The 17,473-nt window shown below is 65.6% G+C and carries 15 protein-coding genes; 8 read left to right on the top strand and 7 right to left on the bottom strand.

Features of this window, described 5'->3' with window-relative positions; genetic code table 11:
• Positions 1–5 precede the first annotated feature (5 nt).
• From ACVJ6E_RS02055 to ACVJ6E_RS02045, 3 genes are all read left to right on the top strand, one after another.
• Positions 6–1,079, top strand: a complete 1,074-nt coding sequence (locus ACVJ6E_RS02055; protein ID WP_158592694.1) for an HD domain-containing protein — start codon at positions 6–8, stop codon at positions 1,077–1,079.
• 23 nt (positions 1,080–1,102) lie between these two features.
• A complete protein-coding gene (locus tag ACVJ6E_RS02050) occupies positions 1,103–2,131 on the top strand; it encodes a hypothetical protein (protein WP_208996702.1) in 1,029 nt (342 codons plus the stop codon).
• A 345-nt stretch (positions 2,132–2,476) separates the two neighbouring features.
• Positions 2,477–2,908, top strand: coding sequence for a SufE family protein (locus tag ACVJ6E_RS02045; RefSeq protein WP_120269110.1), 432 nt, complete (start codon positions 2,477–2,479; stop codon positions 2,906–2,908).
• Positions 2,909–3,444: 536 nt separating this feature from the next.
• On the opposite strand, the gene ACVJ6E_RS02040 is transcribed toward ACVJ6E_RS02045, so the two are convergent.
• The 6 genes from ACVJ6E_RS02040 to ACVJ6E_RS02015 all read right to left on the bottom strand — a co-directional run bounded on the left by ACVJ6E_RS02040 (position 3,445) and on the right by ACVJ6E_RS02015 (position 9,569).
• The gene (locus tag ACVJ6E_RS02040) at positions 3,445–4,314 is read right to left on the bottom strand and encodes a DUF6456 domain-containing protein (RefSeq protein WP_199681180.1); all 870 of its coding nucleotides are present in this window, start codon (positions 4,312–4,314) and stop codon (positions 3,445–3,447) included.
• A 1-nt stretch (position 4,315) separates the two neighbouring features.
• Positions 4,316–4,714 (bottom strand): helix-turn-helix domain-containing protein, encoded by a 399-nt coding sequence (locus ACVJ6E_RS02035; RefSeq protein ID WP_120269112.1) that lies wholly within the window; start codon positions 4,712–4,714, stop codon positions 4,316–4,318.
• Positions 4,715–4,961: 247 nt separating this feature from the next.
• A complete protein-coding gene (locus ACVJ6E_RS02030; RefSeq protein ID WP_199681182.1) occupies positions 4,962–6,032 on the bottom strand; it encodes a serine hydrolase domain-containing protein in 1,071 nt (356 codons plus the stop codon).
• A gap of 38 nt (positions 6,033–6,070) precedes the next feature.
• Entirely contained in the window at positions 6,071–6,679 is a 609-nt protein-coding gene (locus tag ACVJ6E_RS02025; protein ID WP_208996703.1) for a DUF1254 domain-containing protein, read from the bottom strand.
• On the bottom strand, positions 6,676–7,335 hold the full coding sequence (locus ACVJ6E_RS02020) for a DUF1214 domain-containing protein (RefSeq protein ID WP_120269113.1): 660 nt from the start codon (positions 7,333–7,335) through the stop codon (positions 6,676–6,678). The genes ACVJ6E_RS02025 and ACVJ6E_RS02020 overlap by 4 nt, the downstream gene beginning before the upstream one ends.
• Complete coding sequence (locus ACVJ6E_RS02015) at positions 7,332–9,569, bottom strand: transglycosylase domain-containing protein (RefSeq protein ID WP_120269114.1); 2,238 nt, start codon at positions 9,567–9,569, stop codon at positions 7,332–7,334. The genes ACVJ6E_RS02020 and ACVJ6E_RS02015 overlap by 4 nt, the downstream gene beginning before the upstream one ends.
• A 96-nt stretch (positions 9,570–9,665) precedes the next feature.
• Here ACVJ6E_RS02015 and ACVJ6E_RS02010 point away from each other — a divergent pair, with 96 nt between their 5' ends.
• Together ACVJ6E_RS02010 and ACVJ6E_RS02005 are read left to right on the top strand one after the other, a co-directional pair.
• Complete coding sequence (locus ACVJ6E_RS02010) at positions 9,666–10,205, top strand: YcgN family cysteine cluster protein (RefSeq protein ID WP_120269115.1); 540 nt, start codon at positions 9,666–9,668, stop codon at positions 10,203–10,205.
• 48 nt (positions 10,206–10,253) lie between these two features.
• Positions 10,254–10,604: a hypothetical protein gene (locus ACVJ6E_RS02005; RefSeq protein WP_120269116.1), complete on the top strand. Its 351-nt coding sequence runs from the start codon at positions 10,254–10,256 to the stop codon at positions 10,602–10,604.
• 316 nt (positions 10,605–10,920) lie between these two features.
• On the opposite strand, the gene ACVJ6E_RS02000 is transcribed toward ACVJ6E_RS02005, so the two are convergent.
• Complete coding sequence (locus ACVJ6E_RS02000) at positions 10,921–11,838, bottom strand: hypothetical protein (RefSeq protein WP_147421871.1); 918 nt, start codon at positions 11,836–11,838, stop codon at positions 10,921–10,923.
• Positions 11,839–12,505: 667 nt separating this feature from the next.
• Here ACVJ6E_RS02000 and ACVJ6E_RS01995 point away from each other — a divergent pair.
• From ACVJ6E_RS01995 to ACVJ6E_RS01985, 3 genes are all read left to right on the top strand, one after another.
• Positions 12,506–14,509 (top strand): 5'-nucleotidase C-terminal domain-containing protein, encoded by a 2,004-nt coding sequence (locus ACVJ6E_RS01995; protein WP_120269117.1) that lies wholly within the window; start codon positions 12,506–12,508, stop codon positions 14,507–14,509.
• Between the two features lie 937 nt (positions 14,510–15,446).
• A complete protein-coding gene (locus tag ACVJ6E_RS01990) occupies positions 15,447–16,139 on the top strand; it encodes a hypothetical protein (protein WP_120269118.1) in 693 nt (230 codons plus the stop codon).
• A complete protein-coding gene (locus tag ACVJ6E_RS01985; protein ID WP_199681184.1) occupies positions 16,027–17,361 on the top strand; it encodes a terminase large subunit domain-containing protein in 1,335 nt (444 codons plus the stop codon). The genes ACVJ6E_RS01990 and ACVJ6E_RS01985 overlap by 113 nt, the downstream gene beginning before the upstream one ends.
• The last annotated feature ends 112 nt before the right edge of the window (positions 17,362–17,473 follow it).

Raw genomic sequence — 17,473 nt, 5'->3', positions numbered from 1 at the left:
ATCAGGTGGCACGCCCGCAATTGAGGCTTTTGGGGTTGACATTGAACGCGAACCAAGAACAGGACGATCAAGAGCCCGTCCGCTCAGCAGCTTCATCCGGTCACGGTTCTGAGTTCGCTGCAATCGTTCGTCTTGCTGCCCCTCTCATTCTATCTGAGCCTTTTAGGCGGCTTCGACGGATCACGTTTCTCGGGATACTCTCGCCGCACTATTCGACCATCGAATCTCACCCGATTCGGTTTCCTGTTTTGAAGAGTGACCGAACGCGTAATCATCACAGCCTTCGTGTTGCACTGCTTGCTGGCAAGATGTCGGAACATCTGAGTTTCTCAGCAGATACAATTCGTTACGCGATAGTTTGGGGGCTCTTACACGACATTGCTACTTGGCCTCTGTCGCACACAGGCGAGGCGGCGTTTTCCGGGGCCACTGAGACGACCGGGAGGAAACTCCGTGAAATGATGATTAAGGGCGATCAGACCCTTGATCGTTCTCTTTGTGTTTATAGAGTTTTAAAAGAGATGAAGATTGATGTAGGTCTTCTACTGGAGCTATTTGATCGGAAGTCTGATGTCGGCGGGGAGTTTTCGGTCTTACACAAGCTGCTGCACTCCTCACTTACTCCAGATACGTTGGAAGGTATGCATAGGAGCGGAAGAACCTTTGGTATGACTGTGCCCGACCCTGGGAGTTTCGTGGGTGCCTTAGAGAGAGACTTGGTGTCAGGGCTCAGGCTGAAGAAAAATTATTCGGCTTCAGCTATGAAGTTCTGGCGCGCAAAGAGTAGGATTTATTCGAATTACATCAACAGGCAGGACTCGATAGCTTTCGAATCTTCATGGTCGACGGCAATTAGAGACGCATACCTGAATGTCAGCCTATCTGATTCTTTGCTTGTCAGTGAGTTTGATATTCTGAGAAGTGTGGCTAGCACGCGGTTAAGACCTGCGCGAGAAGTCGTTCGATACAAAGAGCCGTTAACGTATAAGATTTCCGTCAAGTACCAAAATACAAAAACGCTAAAGGAGTCCGTCCCCATCGAATCCTTGTCTGAAATTTTTACGAAGAACCGAGCGTAGCAGTATCCTGCTGGGAGGAGTGTGTGCGCAAAAAAGTGGGATTGTGCGTGCCAGAGCGCACCAAAAAAATTTTTGCGAGGGCGGAGGAAAACTCCGACCTGATCATGCAGAAGGCATCCACCTTCGCCGACGATTATGTAAAGAAGAAATTAGGTAGTTTAGAATGTATATGTCTTGCGGCGACAGGTTCTGTGGGGCGAAGAGAGGCTCTCGAAGCGTCTGATCTTGATATTGTCCCTATCGCCCGGGACGATGTTACACTTGCGCAGTGGATTACTTACGACTCAAATTTCCGCGCTGAACTGCAGGAAACACTTGGAATTAAAGTATCCAAGGGTGAAGATCTGACGAAGGCATGCTCTCTCGATAGCCTTACACGTCCTCAGAAAATTGGCGGCACAGAAGATTGCAGCGCCGAGCTGACAAGACGAGTGCTTCTGATCACCGAAAGCGTGAGTGTCGGTGGCGGAATGCCTATAGACGATGTGCGCGCCGCGCTACTAGATGCTTACGGCAAGGAGGATCGCACAAGCGGGCGGCACGTGCTTTCTCTGTGCAATGACGTTGCGAGATACTACAAAACGCTATGTATAGAGTATATTCCGCGTGCTCTTGACCCGGAGAAGGACTGGGGTACCCGCAATATTAAGCTGCGGCACAGCCGGAAGTTTTGGTATTTCGCTAACATTATGGCGATTGTCACACTTGCAGATAGGCATCCTCAAGGGGACGATGCCTTTAAACAGGCACTGCTCAGGGCATTCGCAGAATCTCCCACTGACCGCCTCGCTGACGCGATTATCGATTCGCATCGACCGGGTCTTGGGCGGTTACTGGAAACGTACGGTAATTTCCTTGAGTTTATGTCCCGTGAGGAGAACCGCCGAGCCTTAGCTGAAGTCAAACACGAGACCCGTTACGATATGGAGCCCAACAATCCATTCTTGCCGATGAAGCTCAATTCGGACCTTTTGCATTCGGAGATAGTGTCCATTCTTGAGGAACTGCATTTGAGTGTTCGGTCCAAGATCATCGGCTGGTTTATGCTCTAGTAAATTATTGAGGAATTTTCTTTCCTGTAGAAAGACGCTATTCACCTGACAGTTTCGTGTCTTGAGGCGGATTTATGTGGCGCGAGTTTCTTGTTTAATTTGTTCACTTAACTATCTTGGCTTACGAATGACATGACGGTTTGGATGGTTCGTTTGTCATGTTGTGTTAGCCGAGATGCGGACGTTTGGTGTTGCAGGTGACCAGCCAGGCGTCGAGCGCCATCTGCTGACAGCAACGTTGCCCCCCGGTTTCCATCTCCGGCCCGGCGGACTATATAGCGGGTCACGAAAGTCCGACCCGCTCCGCGCTCCGTTCAAAGACCGCCCAAAGACCGATGGCTGCCCATGATCCCGCCGCTCGACGACATTCTTGAGAACTTCGACTTCCTCGAAGACTGGGACGACCGCTACCGCTATGTGATCGAGCTGGGGCGGATGCTGCCGGAGTTTCCCGAAGAGGAACGCACCGATGCCAACAAGGTGCGCGGCTGCGCCTCGCAGGTCTGGCTGGTGAAGTCGGTGGAGCAGGGCGAGGACGGCGCGCCCCTTCTGGTGTTCCAGGGCGACAGCGACGCCCATATCGTCAAGGGGCTGGTCGCCATCGTGCTCGCCACCTATTCCGGGCGCAGCGCCGCGGAGATCGCCAAGACCGATATCGACGAGATCTTTTCGCGCATCGGCCTCAAGGAGCACCTGTCGGCGCAGCGGGCGAACGGCCTGAAGTCGATGGTCGAGCGCATCCGCGCGGACGCCCGTGCCGCGCTCGCCGAGGCCTGAGGCGGGCCGTTTTCTGACACCCGCCACCGTTGTGCCTCTCCGGTCCCGGGTCGCGGCTTCGCCTTGCCCGGGATGACGCGGGGAGGGGGCGGTGCAAGGGGGCTGAATGGTGAGCACGCCGGCCGAGCCCCACCCTCCGATGTCGTCCCGGTTTCGGCGAAGCCGAAGACCGGGATCCAGTAACCCCAAGGTCGCACGGCTCGAGCCGTGACGCTGCCACAGGATCGGCGGGGAACTGTCGATTTCGCGCCATCGCGTGCTCCGGCGGGTACTGGATACCTGCCTTCGCAGGTATGACAGGGATGTGGGAGGCGATGCCGTCCCGCCTCACACCCGCTCAAGTTCCCAATGGGCCCCGGATCTCGCGATGCTCCTCCGGGGTGACGCCCTGTGGGTGTCGCGAGACCTCGCATTCTCTCGGTCGTCACCCCGGCTCTGCGCTGCGCTTGGCCGGGATGACATCCTGAGAAAGTGAGGCGTCCCGTGTGCGGAGGGACGGTCGCAAGGCGACAAGGGGCGAAGCTCAGGGCGCCGGCTCAGCCGTAGCCGTAGTGGCGGGCGAGCCGCGTCAGCCCGAGCAGCAAGACCACCTTGGCGGAGCGCGGCGGCCAGCGCCGCTCCCGCTCGACCTGCTCCAGCCCCTTGAGCTCGCAGCACACGTCGATCAGCACGCCGGCAAGCTCCGGCCCGACTTCCCGCATCGCCCGTTCAAGACGCGCGCGCGCGGCCAGCGTGGTGTCGGTCAGCTCGACAAGGCCGCCGCGCGGATCGCGTGCGCCGCTGCCGCCGGCGCCGCTCCCCAGTGCCGACCAGGCCATGCCGCGCAGTCCCGGAACGATGGCGCCGTAGGTGTGATCGGCGCGCAGCCGCTCGCCGGCCGCGAACTGGCCGTCGTCCAGGATCGGCTCGCCGGTGCGCGCGCGCCGCCGGCGCAGCCATGCGAGCGGGCTTTCCGCATGATTGACGGTGACGATCTCGTCGCCCGCCCCGGCAATGGCGATGCGGCGGGTGCCGGTCTCCCGGTGCTGGGCGGCGAAATCCTCCTCGCCTGCGGCAAGGCGCCTGAGCCGGGCACGGCCGGCCTGCGACAGGACGAGCCGGCCGGCACTGCCCCGTTCCACCAGCCCGGCGGCAAAGGCGGCGCGCAGCTGCGCCGGATCGACGGTGAGCGGGGCGGGGCAGGAGGGGGAGGGGGACGTCGGGGCGGAAGAGACGGGGGAGCGGGAAGTCGCGGGAGAGCCGGGCGGTGGCGGTGCGGGAGGGGCTGAACCGCCCTTTCGCGTTTTCGCGGGGCCGGGCTGGGGCGTGAGCTGCAGGGCGCCGTTCGGGCCGTCCTGCGGGCGCCAGGCGTGTGCGGCGGCAAGCCGGACGAGCAGGCGGTCGAGCGCGCGGCGGGAAGCGGCCATCTCAGGCAGCCGCCCGGCTGCGCGGCAGGGCCGCAAGACCTGCCTGAAGCGCGGTCTCCAGCCCGCCGATCATCGCGTCGAAGTCCGGCTCGTCGCGCCGGTCCTCGACCAGACGGCAGGCATGGGCGACAGTGGTGCGATCACGTCCGAACTCGCGGGCAATGTCGGTCAGCGTGCGCTCGAGGATGACATGATGCAGATACATGGCAATCTGACGGGCCAGGGCGACATGGGCCCGGCCGCGACTGGGCTGGGACAGGTCGGCTTCCTCCACCTCGAAGACCGACAGGACACAGGCGGTGACGAGTAACCCCGCCCCCCGCACCGGACGAGACCGAGGGGCCGCGGGCACACCGACGGTCAGGCCGCCGAGGTGTGAAACTCCGGACAATCCAGTCATTTCTGTCTCCACTTATCAATTTTAGGTTTATATTCCTATATCTTTACGGGAAAAATACCCGTCCGGGGATAAGTGCGGTTGTGCTGTCGTTTTTTGCGCGAAGCGTGCGGATCTTGCGCGAGCGCGGGAGGGGAGAGAGGGGCGCAAGGCGGCGCCCTGCCGCCGGCGCAGCATGTCGGGCGCCGGCGCGCTATCCACGGGCCGCGTGCGGGAAAGGAAAGGCGGGTGTGGTCGGCCGTGCGCCGGCCTATTTGCCGAGCAGGCGCTTTGCTTCCGGCACGGCGAAGTCGAGCAAGACCTTGATGGAGGTCTGCCAGCTCTCGGGATCGTTGTAGCGGCCGGCGAAGGAGGCGACGACGAGGCCGGGATCGGGCTGCACGGTCAGCCGCTGGCCGCCATTGCCGACCGCGACGGCGATGGTGCGGTCCGGCGAGCCGGCGAGATACCAGAGATAGCCGTAGCGCGTGACCTCGTTGACCGTTGCCCGCGGCTCGAACGACCGGGCGAGCCAGTCGCGCGGGACGATCTGCTGCCCCTCATGGACGCCGTGATCGGCCACCAGCTGCCCGATGCGTGCAAGGTCCGGCAGCGTCAGCCGCAGGCCGGAGGCAGCCGAGGGCGCGCCATCGGCGCCCGCGACCCATTCGAAGGCCTCGATGCCGAGCGGCGCGAACAGTTTCTCGGCGGCGTAGCGGTCCAGCGGCAGGCCGGTGCCGGTCTCGATCAGCTTTCCCAGCAGGGCGACGGCCCCGCCGCTGTAGATCCACGTCTCGCCGGGCGCCTCGCGGATGGGCTGTTCCAGGATGAAGCGGTAGCGGTCCGGCGCGTTTTCCATCGCGATCTCGCTGTTGCGCGGGTCGCTGTAGGGCAGGTCCTCGTTCCACTCCGTGCCCATCTGCATCGACAGGGCATGCCGTACCAGAATGAGCTCGCGGCCCGGCTGTGCCAGGAGATCGGGATATTGCGGAAACTGGGCGTAAAGCGGCGCATCGGGCTCCGGAACCTTGCCCTCGGCAAGGGCGATCCCGTAGAGCAGGCCGACCACCGATTTTGTGACGGAGCGCAGGTCGTGCAGCGAGGCGGCAGAGTGGTCCTGCAGGCCCTGCGGCAGGCCCCAGCGCTCGTCCTCGCCGGGAAAATAGACCTCGGCCAGGCGCTTGCCCTGAAAGTCGACGATCGCGCCGTGCAGGCCGGGCAGCTCGCCGGCTGCAAAGCTCTTGCGGAGCTGTTCGTTCAGCGATTGCGCATCAACGGGAAGCATGGTGCCGATCCAAAGGAGCGAGGCCGCGCACAGGCGGACGGTGGTGGTCTTGAACATGCGGGGCCTCGATATCCGTTGAGGGATGCGGATGCGCCTCAAAGCCCACGGCAGCTCGCCTGAGCCATTGCCGCCTCGATCCGCTCGCGCTGCAAGGGCGCACCGTCGAAGGCGCGCAACAGAGCGTAGCCGTGCGTGGCATCGGTCTCGATGACGATGAGGTCCTCCAGGCCCTCCGGCGGGTTCTCGCGCAGGACGCTGAGCTGCTCGGTGGTGAGCACCAGCACTTCTAGCCGGCCGCCGGCACCCGAGGTGCGGTCGTTGAGGCTGTAGATCGCCCGCCCGCCCGCGTCGAACAGGGCGAAGGACCAGAAGGGGGGCGGCAGTGCCGCCTCGATCTTCAACGGGCCCTGGCCGAGATCGAACCGGCAGGCGGCATGGATCATCATCGGGTCGAGCATCGGCAGCGGCTCGGCGCCCGGCTCCACGGCCGGCAGGCGGTTGAACACCCCGTCCGGCCCGAAGGCGGCCACCCGCGCATAGGCGCTTTCCGGCACCTGGCCGGGCACGCCGAGCACGATGGCGATATGGATGATGCCGCCGAGAAACAGCCCGGCCAGCGTCAGCAGCAGCACGCGCACCACGACCATGCCGTCGGGCGCCCGCAGCGCGAAGCGGAACGGGGTCTTGCGGGAGCGCGCGCTCATCGGCACTGCCCCCTGCGGATCTCCGGCATCGGCACGTTGGCGACGCCCGTGCCGGTGGTCAGCGGTGTGTCGTAGAGGCGCAGCGCCAGCACCAGCCCGCGCGCCGTGTCCGAGGTCGGCAGCCAGTTGCCCGGCCGGGCGCGGGCGGCGGCGGTGATGGTGAACTCGCCGTTCGGGCGGCGCAGCAGGTGACGGCTGTCGACGCCGCTGCGCGGCGAGCCGTCGGCGACCAGCCGCAACTCGCTGTCGAGCGCAACCATGGTCCACAGCCGGGCCGGCGCGGCCTGGCCGGAAATCTCGTAATCGCAACGCGGCGACAGCGCGTTGCCGGCGCTGTCGGTCTCGGCGAGGAACATCAGCCCCTCGCCGCTGGCCAGCGGCACGCGCCCCGTGCGGGCGTGGGTGGCGGTGGAATAGGGATCGGCCTCGCGGGTGCCCTGGCGCGGGCGGGCCTCCCACACGCCGAGCTGCAGCGCGCCGAAGGCCGGCGCCCGCTCCACCGCCAGGTAGGCGGTGGAAAAGCCGGTGACCATGGCGATGGCCAGGACAATGGCGAGATCCAGCGCGAGGCTGCGCCGGCGCCGCCGCAGGATGGAGGGGACGCGATCGGGCCGCAGGCCGTCGGTCTCGGGATCGTGAAGCAGGGCGAGTGTCACCGGGCGACGGGCTCCGCCTGTCCGGGCAGCTGAAGCGGGGCGGGCGCCTCCGCCCGCTTGCCGATGGCATCCAGCCGCGCGCCGATCTCCTGCAACACGGCGATGGACTGCACGCGCAGGAGGCGCGGCCGGTCGGAGCCGGCACCCTCGGCCACCGGAATCGCCCCGTCCTCGCGGGCCGGGCGGTCGACGCCGGGCATCGGCCGCAGCTCGATGCCCTTGTGCGCATAATCCATGATCGTCTGCCAGGCCATTGCCGGCAGGCTGCCGCCGGTCATCCGGGCGGTGGAGGTGAAGTCGTCATTGCCGAACCACACGGCCGCCGCGTAGTTGCCGGTGTAGCCGACGAACCAGGCATCGCGATAGGCCTGGGTGGTGCCGGTCTTGCCGGCGGCGGTGACGCCCTCCACCCGGGCGCGCCGGCCGGTGCCGTTCTCCACCACGTTGACCAGCACGTCGTTCATCTCGGCGGCCTTTTCCTCCGGGAAGATGCGCTCGGGCGGGGCCCGGTCGTTGGCCTGTTCGTAGATGATGTCGCCGGCGGAATTGCGCACCTCGAGGATCGCGGTCGGGACCACCTTGAGCCCGCCGCTGGCGAAGCTGCCATAGGCGGCGGCCATGTCCAGCACCTTCACCTCGGCAACGCCGAGCGGCAACGGCCGGGTGATCTTGATCTCGGTGGTGATGCCCATCGCCTTGGCATAGTCGACGATCTTGTCGCGGCCGATGGCCTGGGCCAGGCGCACCGGCACGGTGTTGATCGACTTGGTCAGCGCGGTCTTCAGCGTCACCGGGCCGGCATAGCCGCGCGAATAGTTGCGCGGGCTCCAGCCGCCGATGGAAATCGGCGCGTCCGGCACCACGGAGGCGGGCGAGTAGCCGTTCATGAAGGCGGCGATGTAGACGAAGGGCTTGAACGAGGAGCCGGGCTGGCGCACCGCGTCGACCGCGCGGTTGAACTGGCTCTCGCCGTAGTCGCGCCCGCCGACCATGGCGCGCACGGCCCCGGTTTCCGGCACGACGACGGCGACGGCACCCTCGCGCACCCGGTAGCGCTCGCCATGCTGGCGCAGGTTCTCCAGAATGGCGCGCTCCGCCTGGCGCTGCAGGCCGGGATCGAGCGAGGTGCGCACCGTGACGATGCGGTCGTTCGCGAGCGCGGGATGGGTGCGCGCCAGCTCCTTCACCTCGTTGAACGCATAGTCGAGGAAGTGGTCCGGCGAGCGGTCCTTGCTGCGGTCGATGGCGACGGCCGGATTGCGCCGGGCGCCGATCACCTGGCCCTCGGTCATGAACCCGGCCTGGACCATGTTGGTCAGCACGTCGTTGGCGCGGGCGCGCGCCGCCGGCAGGTTGATATGCGGGGCGTATTTGGTCGGCGCCTTGAACAAGCCCGCGAGCATGGCCGATTCCGCCAGGCTCAGCTCGCGCACGTTCTTGCCGAAATAGAACTCGGACGCGGCGGCGACGCCGAACGTGCCGCCGCCCATGTAGGCGCGGTCGAGATAGAGCTTGAGGATCTCGCGCTTGGAGAGGTTCATCTCCAGCCACAGCGCCAGGAAGGCCTCGTTGATCTTGCGCTCCAGCGTGCGCTCGTTCGACAGGAACAGGTTCTTGGCCAGCTGCTGGGTGATCGAGGAGCCGCCCTGCACGACGGTGCGCGCGCGCATGTTCTCCACGATGGCCCGCATCGTGCCCATCACGTCGATGCCGAAATGGTAGAAAAAGCGCCGGTCCTCGGTCGCCAGCGCCGCCTTGATCAGGTGGTCGGGGATCTCCTCCAGCGGCACCGTGTCGTTGAGCAGGATGCCGCGCTTGCCGATCTCGTTGCCGAAGCGGTCGAGGAAGGTGACGGAGAAGTCCTCGGTGGTGCGCCAGTCGGCGCGCTCGGTCTGCTGGAAGGCGTCCTGGGCGAGCGCCAGCATCAGGATCAGGCCGAGCAGGCCGAAGGTCACGCCGTCGGAGGCAAGCTCGGCGGCGACACGACCCGCGCCGCGGGCGCGGAACCGGCGCAGCCAGGCCGAATAGCCCTCGACCCCGGCGCGCAGGCCGGAAAACGACCGCCACAGCGCGGTGTCGACCCAGGCGTCGACCGACAGCATGGCCGAGCGCAGGCGCGCACCGAACGGGCGCCGCCCCGATGGCTGCTCCCCGGCCGGCTGCCCGGAGACGGGCGCGGGCTGCGGGCTGTCCTGCGGGTCGGCATCGCCGGATCGCTGGTTCACCTTGGTCATCCGTTCTGCTATGGCCGTGGACAGGCTCCCGCTGCGGGAGCGATCCGGCGCGTTTCGTTTTACCCCCGATCCGCCGGGCCTTTCAAGGATGTGCCGGTGACAGAGCGATCACGAAAGCCAGAGGATGGCCCGCAGGGCGAGGATGCGCTCGCGGCGGGCGAGCCGTTCTGGAAGGGCAGGCGGCTCGACGAGCTGAACCCGGCCGAATGGGAAGCCCTGTGCGACGGCTGCGGGCGCTGCTGCCTCAACAAGCTGGAGGACTGGGACACCGGCGAGATCGTCTGGACCTCGCTCGCCTGCACCCTGCTCGACGGCGAAAGCTGCCGCTGCTCGGACTACGACAACCGCTTCGCCACCGTGCCGGACTGCCTGCAGCTCACCGCCGAGCTGGTGCCGACGCTCTCCTGGCTGCCGCCGACCTGTGCCTACCGGCTGGTGGCGGAAGGGCGCGATCTCTACTGGTGGCACCCGCTGGTCTCCGGCGACCCGGAAACGGTGCATGCCGCCGGCATCTCGGTGCGCGGGCAGACCTTTCCCGAAGACGGCATCCCGCTGGAAGACTACGAGAACTTTCTCGCCGACTGGCCAGGCGAGAACCCGATGGACGAGAAAGTGCGGGTGGGGTTTGTTAAGTGAGGGGGCGGTGTAAGGCCGCGTTCGGGAGCGATGGCGAGAGCATATAGGATGTCCATCTTGCCCGATGCGGCCCGGCTGGCTGTCGTTCTTCACGCTCTTTCTGTCGTTCTGGTCTCCGTCTCGATGATCGGGGCGGCGTCGGCGACTTCGTATTTCATGATATTGCTTGCGGTTGTTGTAACCACGTTTGTCTTGTCGCTCTCTTTCGGCTCCTTGGCGCTTTGTGCCGCGAACTTTTCCGTGATCGTGATCTGGTGCGCCCTGGTTCTCGCGTCTCTTGCGGGTCATCTGTCCGGAGGTGGGCTGTTCCTTGCTGTGTTCGTGCTTTTGCCGGCGGGCCTTTCGACGCTCGGCCTGTTTGCGCTCGTGAGCGTGGCCAAGAAAAGGGGCATCTCCTGAAGTATGCCGGCGGGCACGCCTGAGACGGTTCAGGCATGGTCGCATAGGTGCGGCCTGGCTATGGCGGCGGACCGGGAGGTTCGGCCGCCATTTGTGTTTCTGGCGGTTGGTTTGTCGCTTTCTCTGCTCTCCCCCCTCTGCCGGCTTTGCCGACATCTCCCCCTCATCTATTCTTCTTGGGGGGGGGGGAGGGGAGCGTGGGGCTCGGACCGCGTGCCCTCGCTGCCGCTCTGGCAGCCAATAGGCCCCGGATCTCGCGTTGCTCGTCCGGGGTGACGGCCGAGGGGAGGCTAGGTGGTGCGTCTTGCTCCGGCTGTCATCCCGGCCGCTGTCTTCCTAGTTGTTCCGCGGCTTTGTCAACTGGTGCCTCCGCTCCGGATTTTGAAGCAATTAACGCTACCGCGCTATTGCTCTTCGCGCCTCTCATGTCTTTGACCATTTCCGCTACCGTGATTGTAGCTAAACTAAACAGGTGCCCCGCACTTGCCGTGTCAAGTTCGTCACGTGGGTGCATCAACGGATTACGGTCTAAAGATCGCATGCGGTCTAACATCGCCGTGACCTTTTTGGAGGGCTTTGGTCCTGCGCCCGTTGAGTTCGCGACTTCTTCGGCTGCCTTAATGTAATCGTTCCAGCTAATTAGCTTCTTAGTTACGCCAAAAGATTTAAGGTAATCGTCCATAACAAGCTCCGTGCCTCTCAGAGCATGAAATCCGCAAGCAGTTGGCAGATCGAATGCCAGACAGCGTCCAGCGTCATCAAATTCTTTAAGAGATTCAGACGGCATGCCCTTGCGGAACTCCTCAGGGATGGCATGGGAGGCGTTGGCGACTAGGTCGCGCGTTTTGTAGATTGCAATCTGCCCGACTGAGTAAACGTCAACTTCATGACATTCAGCCTCGAAAACACTCCTAAATGTTTCGATTTTGGTTGAAATATGACGGTACTGCCATCCGCTGAATTCCTTCTCAAATTTAGCATTTACTATCTCAGTGATATCATCCCAGATATTTTCTTTTACCCAATTTTCAATTGCGCGCTTTAGTTCGATAGCGCTGTACTTGCACGCGCTAAATCCATTGTTCTCGTCTACAAATGCTGAGAGCTTGTGCGGCAGAGGCATAAGTCCGAAATACAGAGTTCCGCCGTTCAAGGTATCAGCAGCAAGCTTCACCTTCGCACTCACAAGCGACTCCGCTAAGTCAAAATATTCGAAAATGTTGATTCTCTTCACGTCGAAATCTCCTAAAATATCTGGTAGATCGTAGCATATCTGAGGCTCATTAGAAGCCGATCTCTCACTCTCAGGTACCAGGGTGAAGCGTTCCTGGTACGTCAAGTATATAATCAGGAAAAATCCTTGAAACCGTTACGGTGGTCGGGGAGGATTCAGGCATGGTCGCACAGTTGCGGCCTGGCGACGGCGGCGGACCGGTAGGTTCGGCCGCCATTTGTGTTTCTGGCGGGTGCCGCTGCTGCTCACCCCCTCTGTCGGCTGCGCCGATATCTCCCCCTCATCTATTCTTCTGGGGGTGGGAGAGGGGAGCGTGGGGCTCGGACCGCGTGCCCTCGTTATCGCTCAGGCAGCCAATAGGCCCCGGATCTCGCAATGCTCGTCCGGGGTGACGGCCGAGGGGAGGCAAGCGCCCTACGTCCCGCTCCGGTCGGGGCTGCCATTGGCTCCCGGGTCGCGGTTTTGCCTGCGCCCCGGACGACGGCCTGTGAGGCAAGGGAGGAACGGAGCGGGTGCAATGATCCGCGCCATCAGACAACTTTCCGCTGCGTGAATTTAAAAGTGTTCACAAGGCCTTGGCTCCTGTGGGGAGACACGGAACCGTCACACGGCTGAGATGTGTCCCTGAAATGAGACGGGCTCACGCAAGTCCGCGAGAGGTCTCCCCATGACATCCTTCACCCGTCGCTATTTCCTGTCTTCCGCCGCGAGCCTTGGCGCGCTGGCCGCGCTGTCGCCGGTGCTGGTGCGCCGCGCCGATGCCACGCCCGGAGCGGGCGAGCTGCAGATGGTCGCCGTCACGCCCAATCCCGCCGGCGCTGCAGAGCGCGTCTTCCTGCTCAAGGGCGATCCGCTCGCCGGTCCGGTGACCACCATCGTGGCGCAGGACGGCGCTCCGGTGCCCGAGCGCCGGCTCGCCGACGGCGAGCGCCATGTGCTGCGGCTGATGCATTTCAACGATATGCACAACCACATGACCGACATGCACGCGAAGCGCGGCGACACCCACCGCATGGCGCAGATGGTCAAGCGGGTGAGGGAGGCGCGGGCCAGCGCCGCCGCCAACGAAACCGTGCTGCTGCTGTCGGGGGGCGATGACCACACCGGCTCGATCTTCGACGAACTGCTGGGCTGGACCGAGGCGGACTACGTGGTTGACGCGGGCTACCGGGCGGCGTCGGCCGCCGGCGTCGACATCGCCGTGCTCGGCAATCACGAGTTCGACCGGGGGGCGGCCCAGCTCAGGCTCGGCATCGAGCGTGACGCCGCCTTCCCGGTGCTCTCGGCCAACGTGGCGGACTCGGCCCACCTCGCGCGCGACCGCGACTATGTGCCTGCCGCCATCATCGAGGCCAACCGCCTGCGCGTCGGCGTGATCGGGCTCACCACCAATATCGACATCCGCACCGGCACCAAGGCCGATCCGGCCATGCGGGTGGCAAGCCCGGTCGAGGCGGCGACGAACCTCTACAGGGCGGTGGAGGCCGTGTCCGACGTGGTCGTGGTGCTCTCCCATTGCGGCTACGGCAAGGGCATGCACAAGTCCGGCAAGGCCGGCTCCCTGCGCGAGATCGGCGAGGGCGACTTCGCCATCGCCGAGGCGATCGGCCCGCTGGCCACCAAGCCGGTGGTGCTGGTCGGCGGCCACTCGCACACCGAGCTCAACACGGACGGCATCGACCCCAACAACATGGTCTCCGGCGTGCTGCTCACCCAGGCCAAGGCGAACGGCGCCTTCCTCGGCGAGATCGCCATGTCGATCGCCGCCGGCGAGGGGCGTGACAAGTGGTTCTCCAACGTGTCGCTGCACCCGGTGAAAAAGCGCGACGACACGGTGGCGGAAGGGGCGGACGGTTACGCCGCGCTCGAGCGCGAGGGCGACTATGACGCGGGGTTCGAGGCCGAGGTGATGGCGCCGATGATCGCGGCCCTCGACGACAAGCTCGCCGAGGTGATCGGCGCGGTTGCCGCCGATGCGCCGGTCTCGACCAAGGAGACCCAGGCGACCCGCTACACGGGCGAGACCGCACTGGCCAACTTCATGAACGACACGCTGGTGCGCCAGTCGGCGACGTTCCCCGGTGGGGCGGTCGACTTCGCCCTGTTCAACGCGACCGGGCTGGCGACGGGCATCGCCCCGGGCGAGCCGTTGAGCTTCCGCGCCTGGTTCGACGTCATGCCCTATGCGGACCAGGTCGAGATCGCGACCATGACGGGGGCCGAGATCCGCGACATGCTGATCTCCAACGCCAAGCGCCTGCTGCGCCCGGACGAGGTGGCGGCGACGGATCTCTCCACCTTCGTCTCGCGCGGGCTGCTGCATTTCTCCTCCGGCATCCGCTACAAGGTGGAGCTGGGCGCAACGGCGGCCGACGCCCGCGCGGTCGACATCACGCTCGCCGGCAAGCCGGTGGAGGAGGTGCTCGACAAGCCCTTCCGCTTCGCCTTCAACACCTATGTGATGCTCGGCGCCTTCTCGGAGGCCTGGAACGGCAAGCCGATCGGCGGCGGCGTCGCCGGCGGGATCGCGACGCCGGACCTGCGCAGGCTGCCCTTCGAGAACACCGGCCTCGTCTACCGCAACGAGCTCATCGCCGCGATCCGCGAGTTGGGCACGGTCACGCGGGCAAGCGGCGCCGATCTCGACGGCCGGCTGGTGGTCGTCGGCTGACGGCACGGGCCTGACCGGACGCGCGAAAACCCCGCCGGGATCTCCGGCGGGGCACGTCTAGGAAAAAAATCCTTGACACCGTAGCGGTGGTCGGGTAGGGTTCAGGCATGGTCGCACAGTTGCGGCCTGGCGATGGCGGCGGACCGGGAGGTTCGGTCGCCATTTGTGTTTCTGGCGGTTGGTTTGTCGCTCCAACCTCCCCTTTGCGTCTTCCCGGACGGCGCGAAAGCGCCGAGCCGGGACCGGGGAGGCAGGGTGTTCGCCTCTTTTGTCTGAGCGCCGCCGCACCGCCCTCGGCTCTCCGATCCCGGCTTTTCGGCCGGGATGACGAGGGGATGGGTTTGCGGTGTTCCCGCCGCCGCTCTGGCAGCCAATAGGCCCCGGCGCGCGCTTCGCTTGGCCGGGGTGACGGCCGAGGGGATGCGAGATCGCGCTTCTTGCTCAGGCTGTCATCCCGGCCGCAGGCGAAGCCGGAGAGCCGGGACTCATTGGCACCCTCGGCAGGTGTTTGTCGCTCCAGCCTCTCCTCGCGTCTTCCCGGGCAAGCGTGAGCGCGACCCGGGACCGGGGAGGCAGGGCGTTTGCCTCTTTTGTCTGAGCGCCGCCGCACCGCCTCGGCTCTCCGATCCCGGCTCTTCGGCCGGGATGACGAGGGATGGGACCTGCGTGCGGGAGGATGCGGCGACACCAGGGTGTGAGCCGAACCGTATGGGGTTACTGGGTCCCGGTCTTCGGCTTCGCCGAAACCGGGACGACACGCAGGGAGTGGCGCGCGCGTCGGCGTGTTCCCGCTACCGCTCTGGCAGCCAATAGGCCCCGGCGCGCGCTTGCGCTTGGCCGGGGTGACGCGCGGAGGAGAGGCCAAGTGGTGCCTCTTTCTCGGGCCGTCTCCCGATCCTTGCGGAACATGATCCCGACATCAAACAGGGAGGAGCCGATGGCCGGTTCAAAGGCGCCAACGGACGGTGCCGCGCAATCCCCGGAACAGGCCGAAGCCAAGGGCATGCCGGCTGCGGCTGACACCCTGCCGGCCGATCCCGAGGCGCCGAGCGCCAAAACCAAAAAGCCACCCCCGGCGGACGCAGCCGCTCCCGACCGCAAGGCGCCGGTGCATCTGGGCGCGGAGGCCTGGGCGGAGGCGCGGCAGCTCTACGAGAGCGGCGCGCTGGATGTGGACGGGGTGGTGAAGCGGTTCTGCGTCGCCAAGAGCACGGTGCTGCGGCACATCCAGGCCGAGGGCTGGGTGCGCTCGGGCGATGTGCGCGGGCTGATCGCTGCCGGCGACACGCAAGGCCTTGCCTGCCTCGTGGGGCGACTGGCGGAGGCGTTCGAGCGGCAGGTGGAGGCGATCGAGCTGGAAATCGGCCGCGCCCGCGCCTTGAAGCTGGACCGGGCGGAGGCCTCGCAGCTGGCCGAGCGCAACGCCCGCACGCTGGGCAGTCTCGCCCGGACGCTCGACGTCCTGATCGAGCTGCGCGGCGGGGTGAGGGAACTGGACCCGGCGGGGAGGGACGAGGATGCACTCAGGCACGAGCTTGCGCAGCGCCTTGACCGCCTGTGCGGCGAAGGGGCGGTTGCCGGATTTTCTGGCGCGGCTGACGGCGGCGGAGCTGCGCTTCCTGCGCCATGACTGGCCCATCTGGGCGCATGAGCACCAGCTGCCGCCGCGGGGCGACTGGCGGGTGTGGCTGCTGCTCGGCGGGCGTGGTGCCGGCAAGACCCGCGCCGGGGCCGAATGGCTGCGCGCGGCGGTGAACGCGGCGGCGCGCGAGGGGCGGGGCGGCGAGCTGCGCATCGCGCTGGTCGGCGAGACGCAGATGGATGCGCGCGAGGTGATGGTGGAGGGGATCTCCGGCCTGCTCGGCGTGCACCCGGCCTCGGAGCGGCCGCAATGGCTGCCCTCGCGCCGGCGGCTGGAATGGCCGTGCGGGGCGGTGGCGCAGGTGTTTTCCTCCGAGGACCCGGACGCGCTGCGGGGGCCGCAATTCGAGATGGCCTGGTGCGACGAACTGGCCAAGTGGCGGCATGTGCAGGAGACCTGGGACATGCTGCAATTCGGCCTGCGGCTCGGCACCCATCCGCGCCAGCTGGTGACCACGACGCCGCGACCGATCCCACTCCTGAAGCGGCTGATCGGGGACGAGGGCACGGTGGTGACCCGCGCGGCGACGGAAGCCAACGCGGCGCATCTGGCCAAGGGCTTCATCACCGCGATCCGCGCCCGCTATCGCGGTACGCGGCTGGCGCGGCAGGAACTGGACGGCGAGATTGTCGGCGAGCGCGAGGGCGCGATGTGGAGCCGCGACGCGCTGGAGCGCTGCCGCACCGACCGGCGGCCGGAGGAGCTTGCCCGCATCGTTGTCGCGGTCGATCCGCCGGCGGGCTCGTCCCGCCGCTCGGACGCCTGCGGCATCGTTGCCGCCGGCATCGACGCGGCGGGCATCGTCCATGTGCTGGCGGATGCGAGCGTGCGGGCAGCAAAGCCGGCGCGCTGGGCCCGGGCGGCGGTGGAGCTGTGGCGGACGCTCGGGGCCGACTGCCTGGTCGCCGAGGTGAACCAGGGCGGCGAGATGGTGGGCGCGGTGATCAACGGCGTCGATCCCGGCGTGCCCGTCGCCGAGGTGCGGGCGCGGCGGGGCAAGTGGCTGCGCGCCGAGCCGGTCGCCATGCTCTACGAACAGGGCCGGGTGCGCCATGTCGGCGCCTTTCCCGAACTCGAGGACGAGATGGCGGAATTCGCCCCCGACGGGCTGTCGGCCGGCCACTCGCCCGACCGGCTCGACGCGCTGGTCTATGCGCTGCACGAGCTGGCCTTGAAGCCGCTGGCAAACCCGCGCCTGCGCAGCCTGTGAGACCTGCCGCACCGCGTTGAATCACGATGTAAGGCACCTGAATCGATCTGTTTGAATCGATGCTTCAGGACGCGGACTCAGTTTCTCAAGTCGACCGGAAAAAGGATTCTGG

It is taken from the genome of Stappia sp. G46H5W, assembly GCF_058448995.1.
This window is presented reverse-complemented; position numbering and strand designations above follow the sequence as displayed.

Excerpts from the sequence above, each read along its gene's own strand:
- ACVJ6E_RS02045 (WP_120269110.1), top strand. The coding sequence starts at position 2,477 with ATGATCCCGCCGCTCGACGACATTCTTGAGAACTTCGACTTCCTCGAA.
- ACVJ6E_RS02040 (WP_199681180.1), bottom strand. The coding sequence starts at position 4,314 with ATGGCCGCTTCCCGCCGCGCGCTCGACCGCCTGCTCGTCCGGCTTGCC.
- ACVJ6E_RS02035 (WP_120269112.1), bottom strand. The coding sequence starts at position 4,714 with ATGACTGGATTGTCCGGAGTTTCACACCTCGGCGGCCTGACCGTCGGT.
- ACVJ6E_RS02030 (WP_199681182.1), bottom strand. The coding sequence starts at position 6,032 with ATGTTCAAGACCACCACCGTCCGCCTGTGCGCGGCCTCGCTCCTTTGG.
- ACVJ6E_RS02025 (WP_208996703.1), bottom strand. The coding sequence starts at position 6,679 with ATGAGCGCGCGCTCCCGCAAGACCCCGTTCCGCTTCGCGCTGCGGGCG.
- ACVJ6E_RS02015 (WP_120269114.1), bottom strand. The coding sequence starts at position 9,569 with ATGACCAAGGTGAACCAGCGATCCGGCGATGCCGACCCGCAGGACAGC.
- ACVJ6E_RS02005 (WP_120269116.1), top strand. The coding sequence starts at position 10,254 with ATGTCCATCTTGCCCGATGCGGCCCGGCTGGCTGTCGTTCTTCACGCT.
- ACVJ6E_RS01995 (WP_120269117.1), top strand. The coding sequence starts at position 12,506 with ATGACATCCTTCACCCGTCGCTATTTCCTGTCTTCCGCCGCGAGCCTT.
- ACVJ6E_RS01990 (WP_120269118.1), top strand. The coding sequence starts at position 15,447 with ATGGCCGGTTCAAAGGCGCCAACGGACGGTGCCGCGCAATCCCCGGAA.
- ACVJ6E_RS01985 (WP_199681184.1), top strand. The coding sequence starts at position 16,027 with ATGCACTCAGGCACGAGCTTGCGCAGCGCCTTGACCGCCTGTGCGGCG.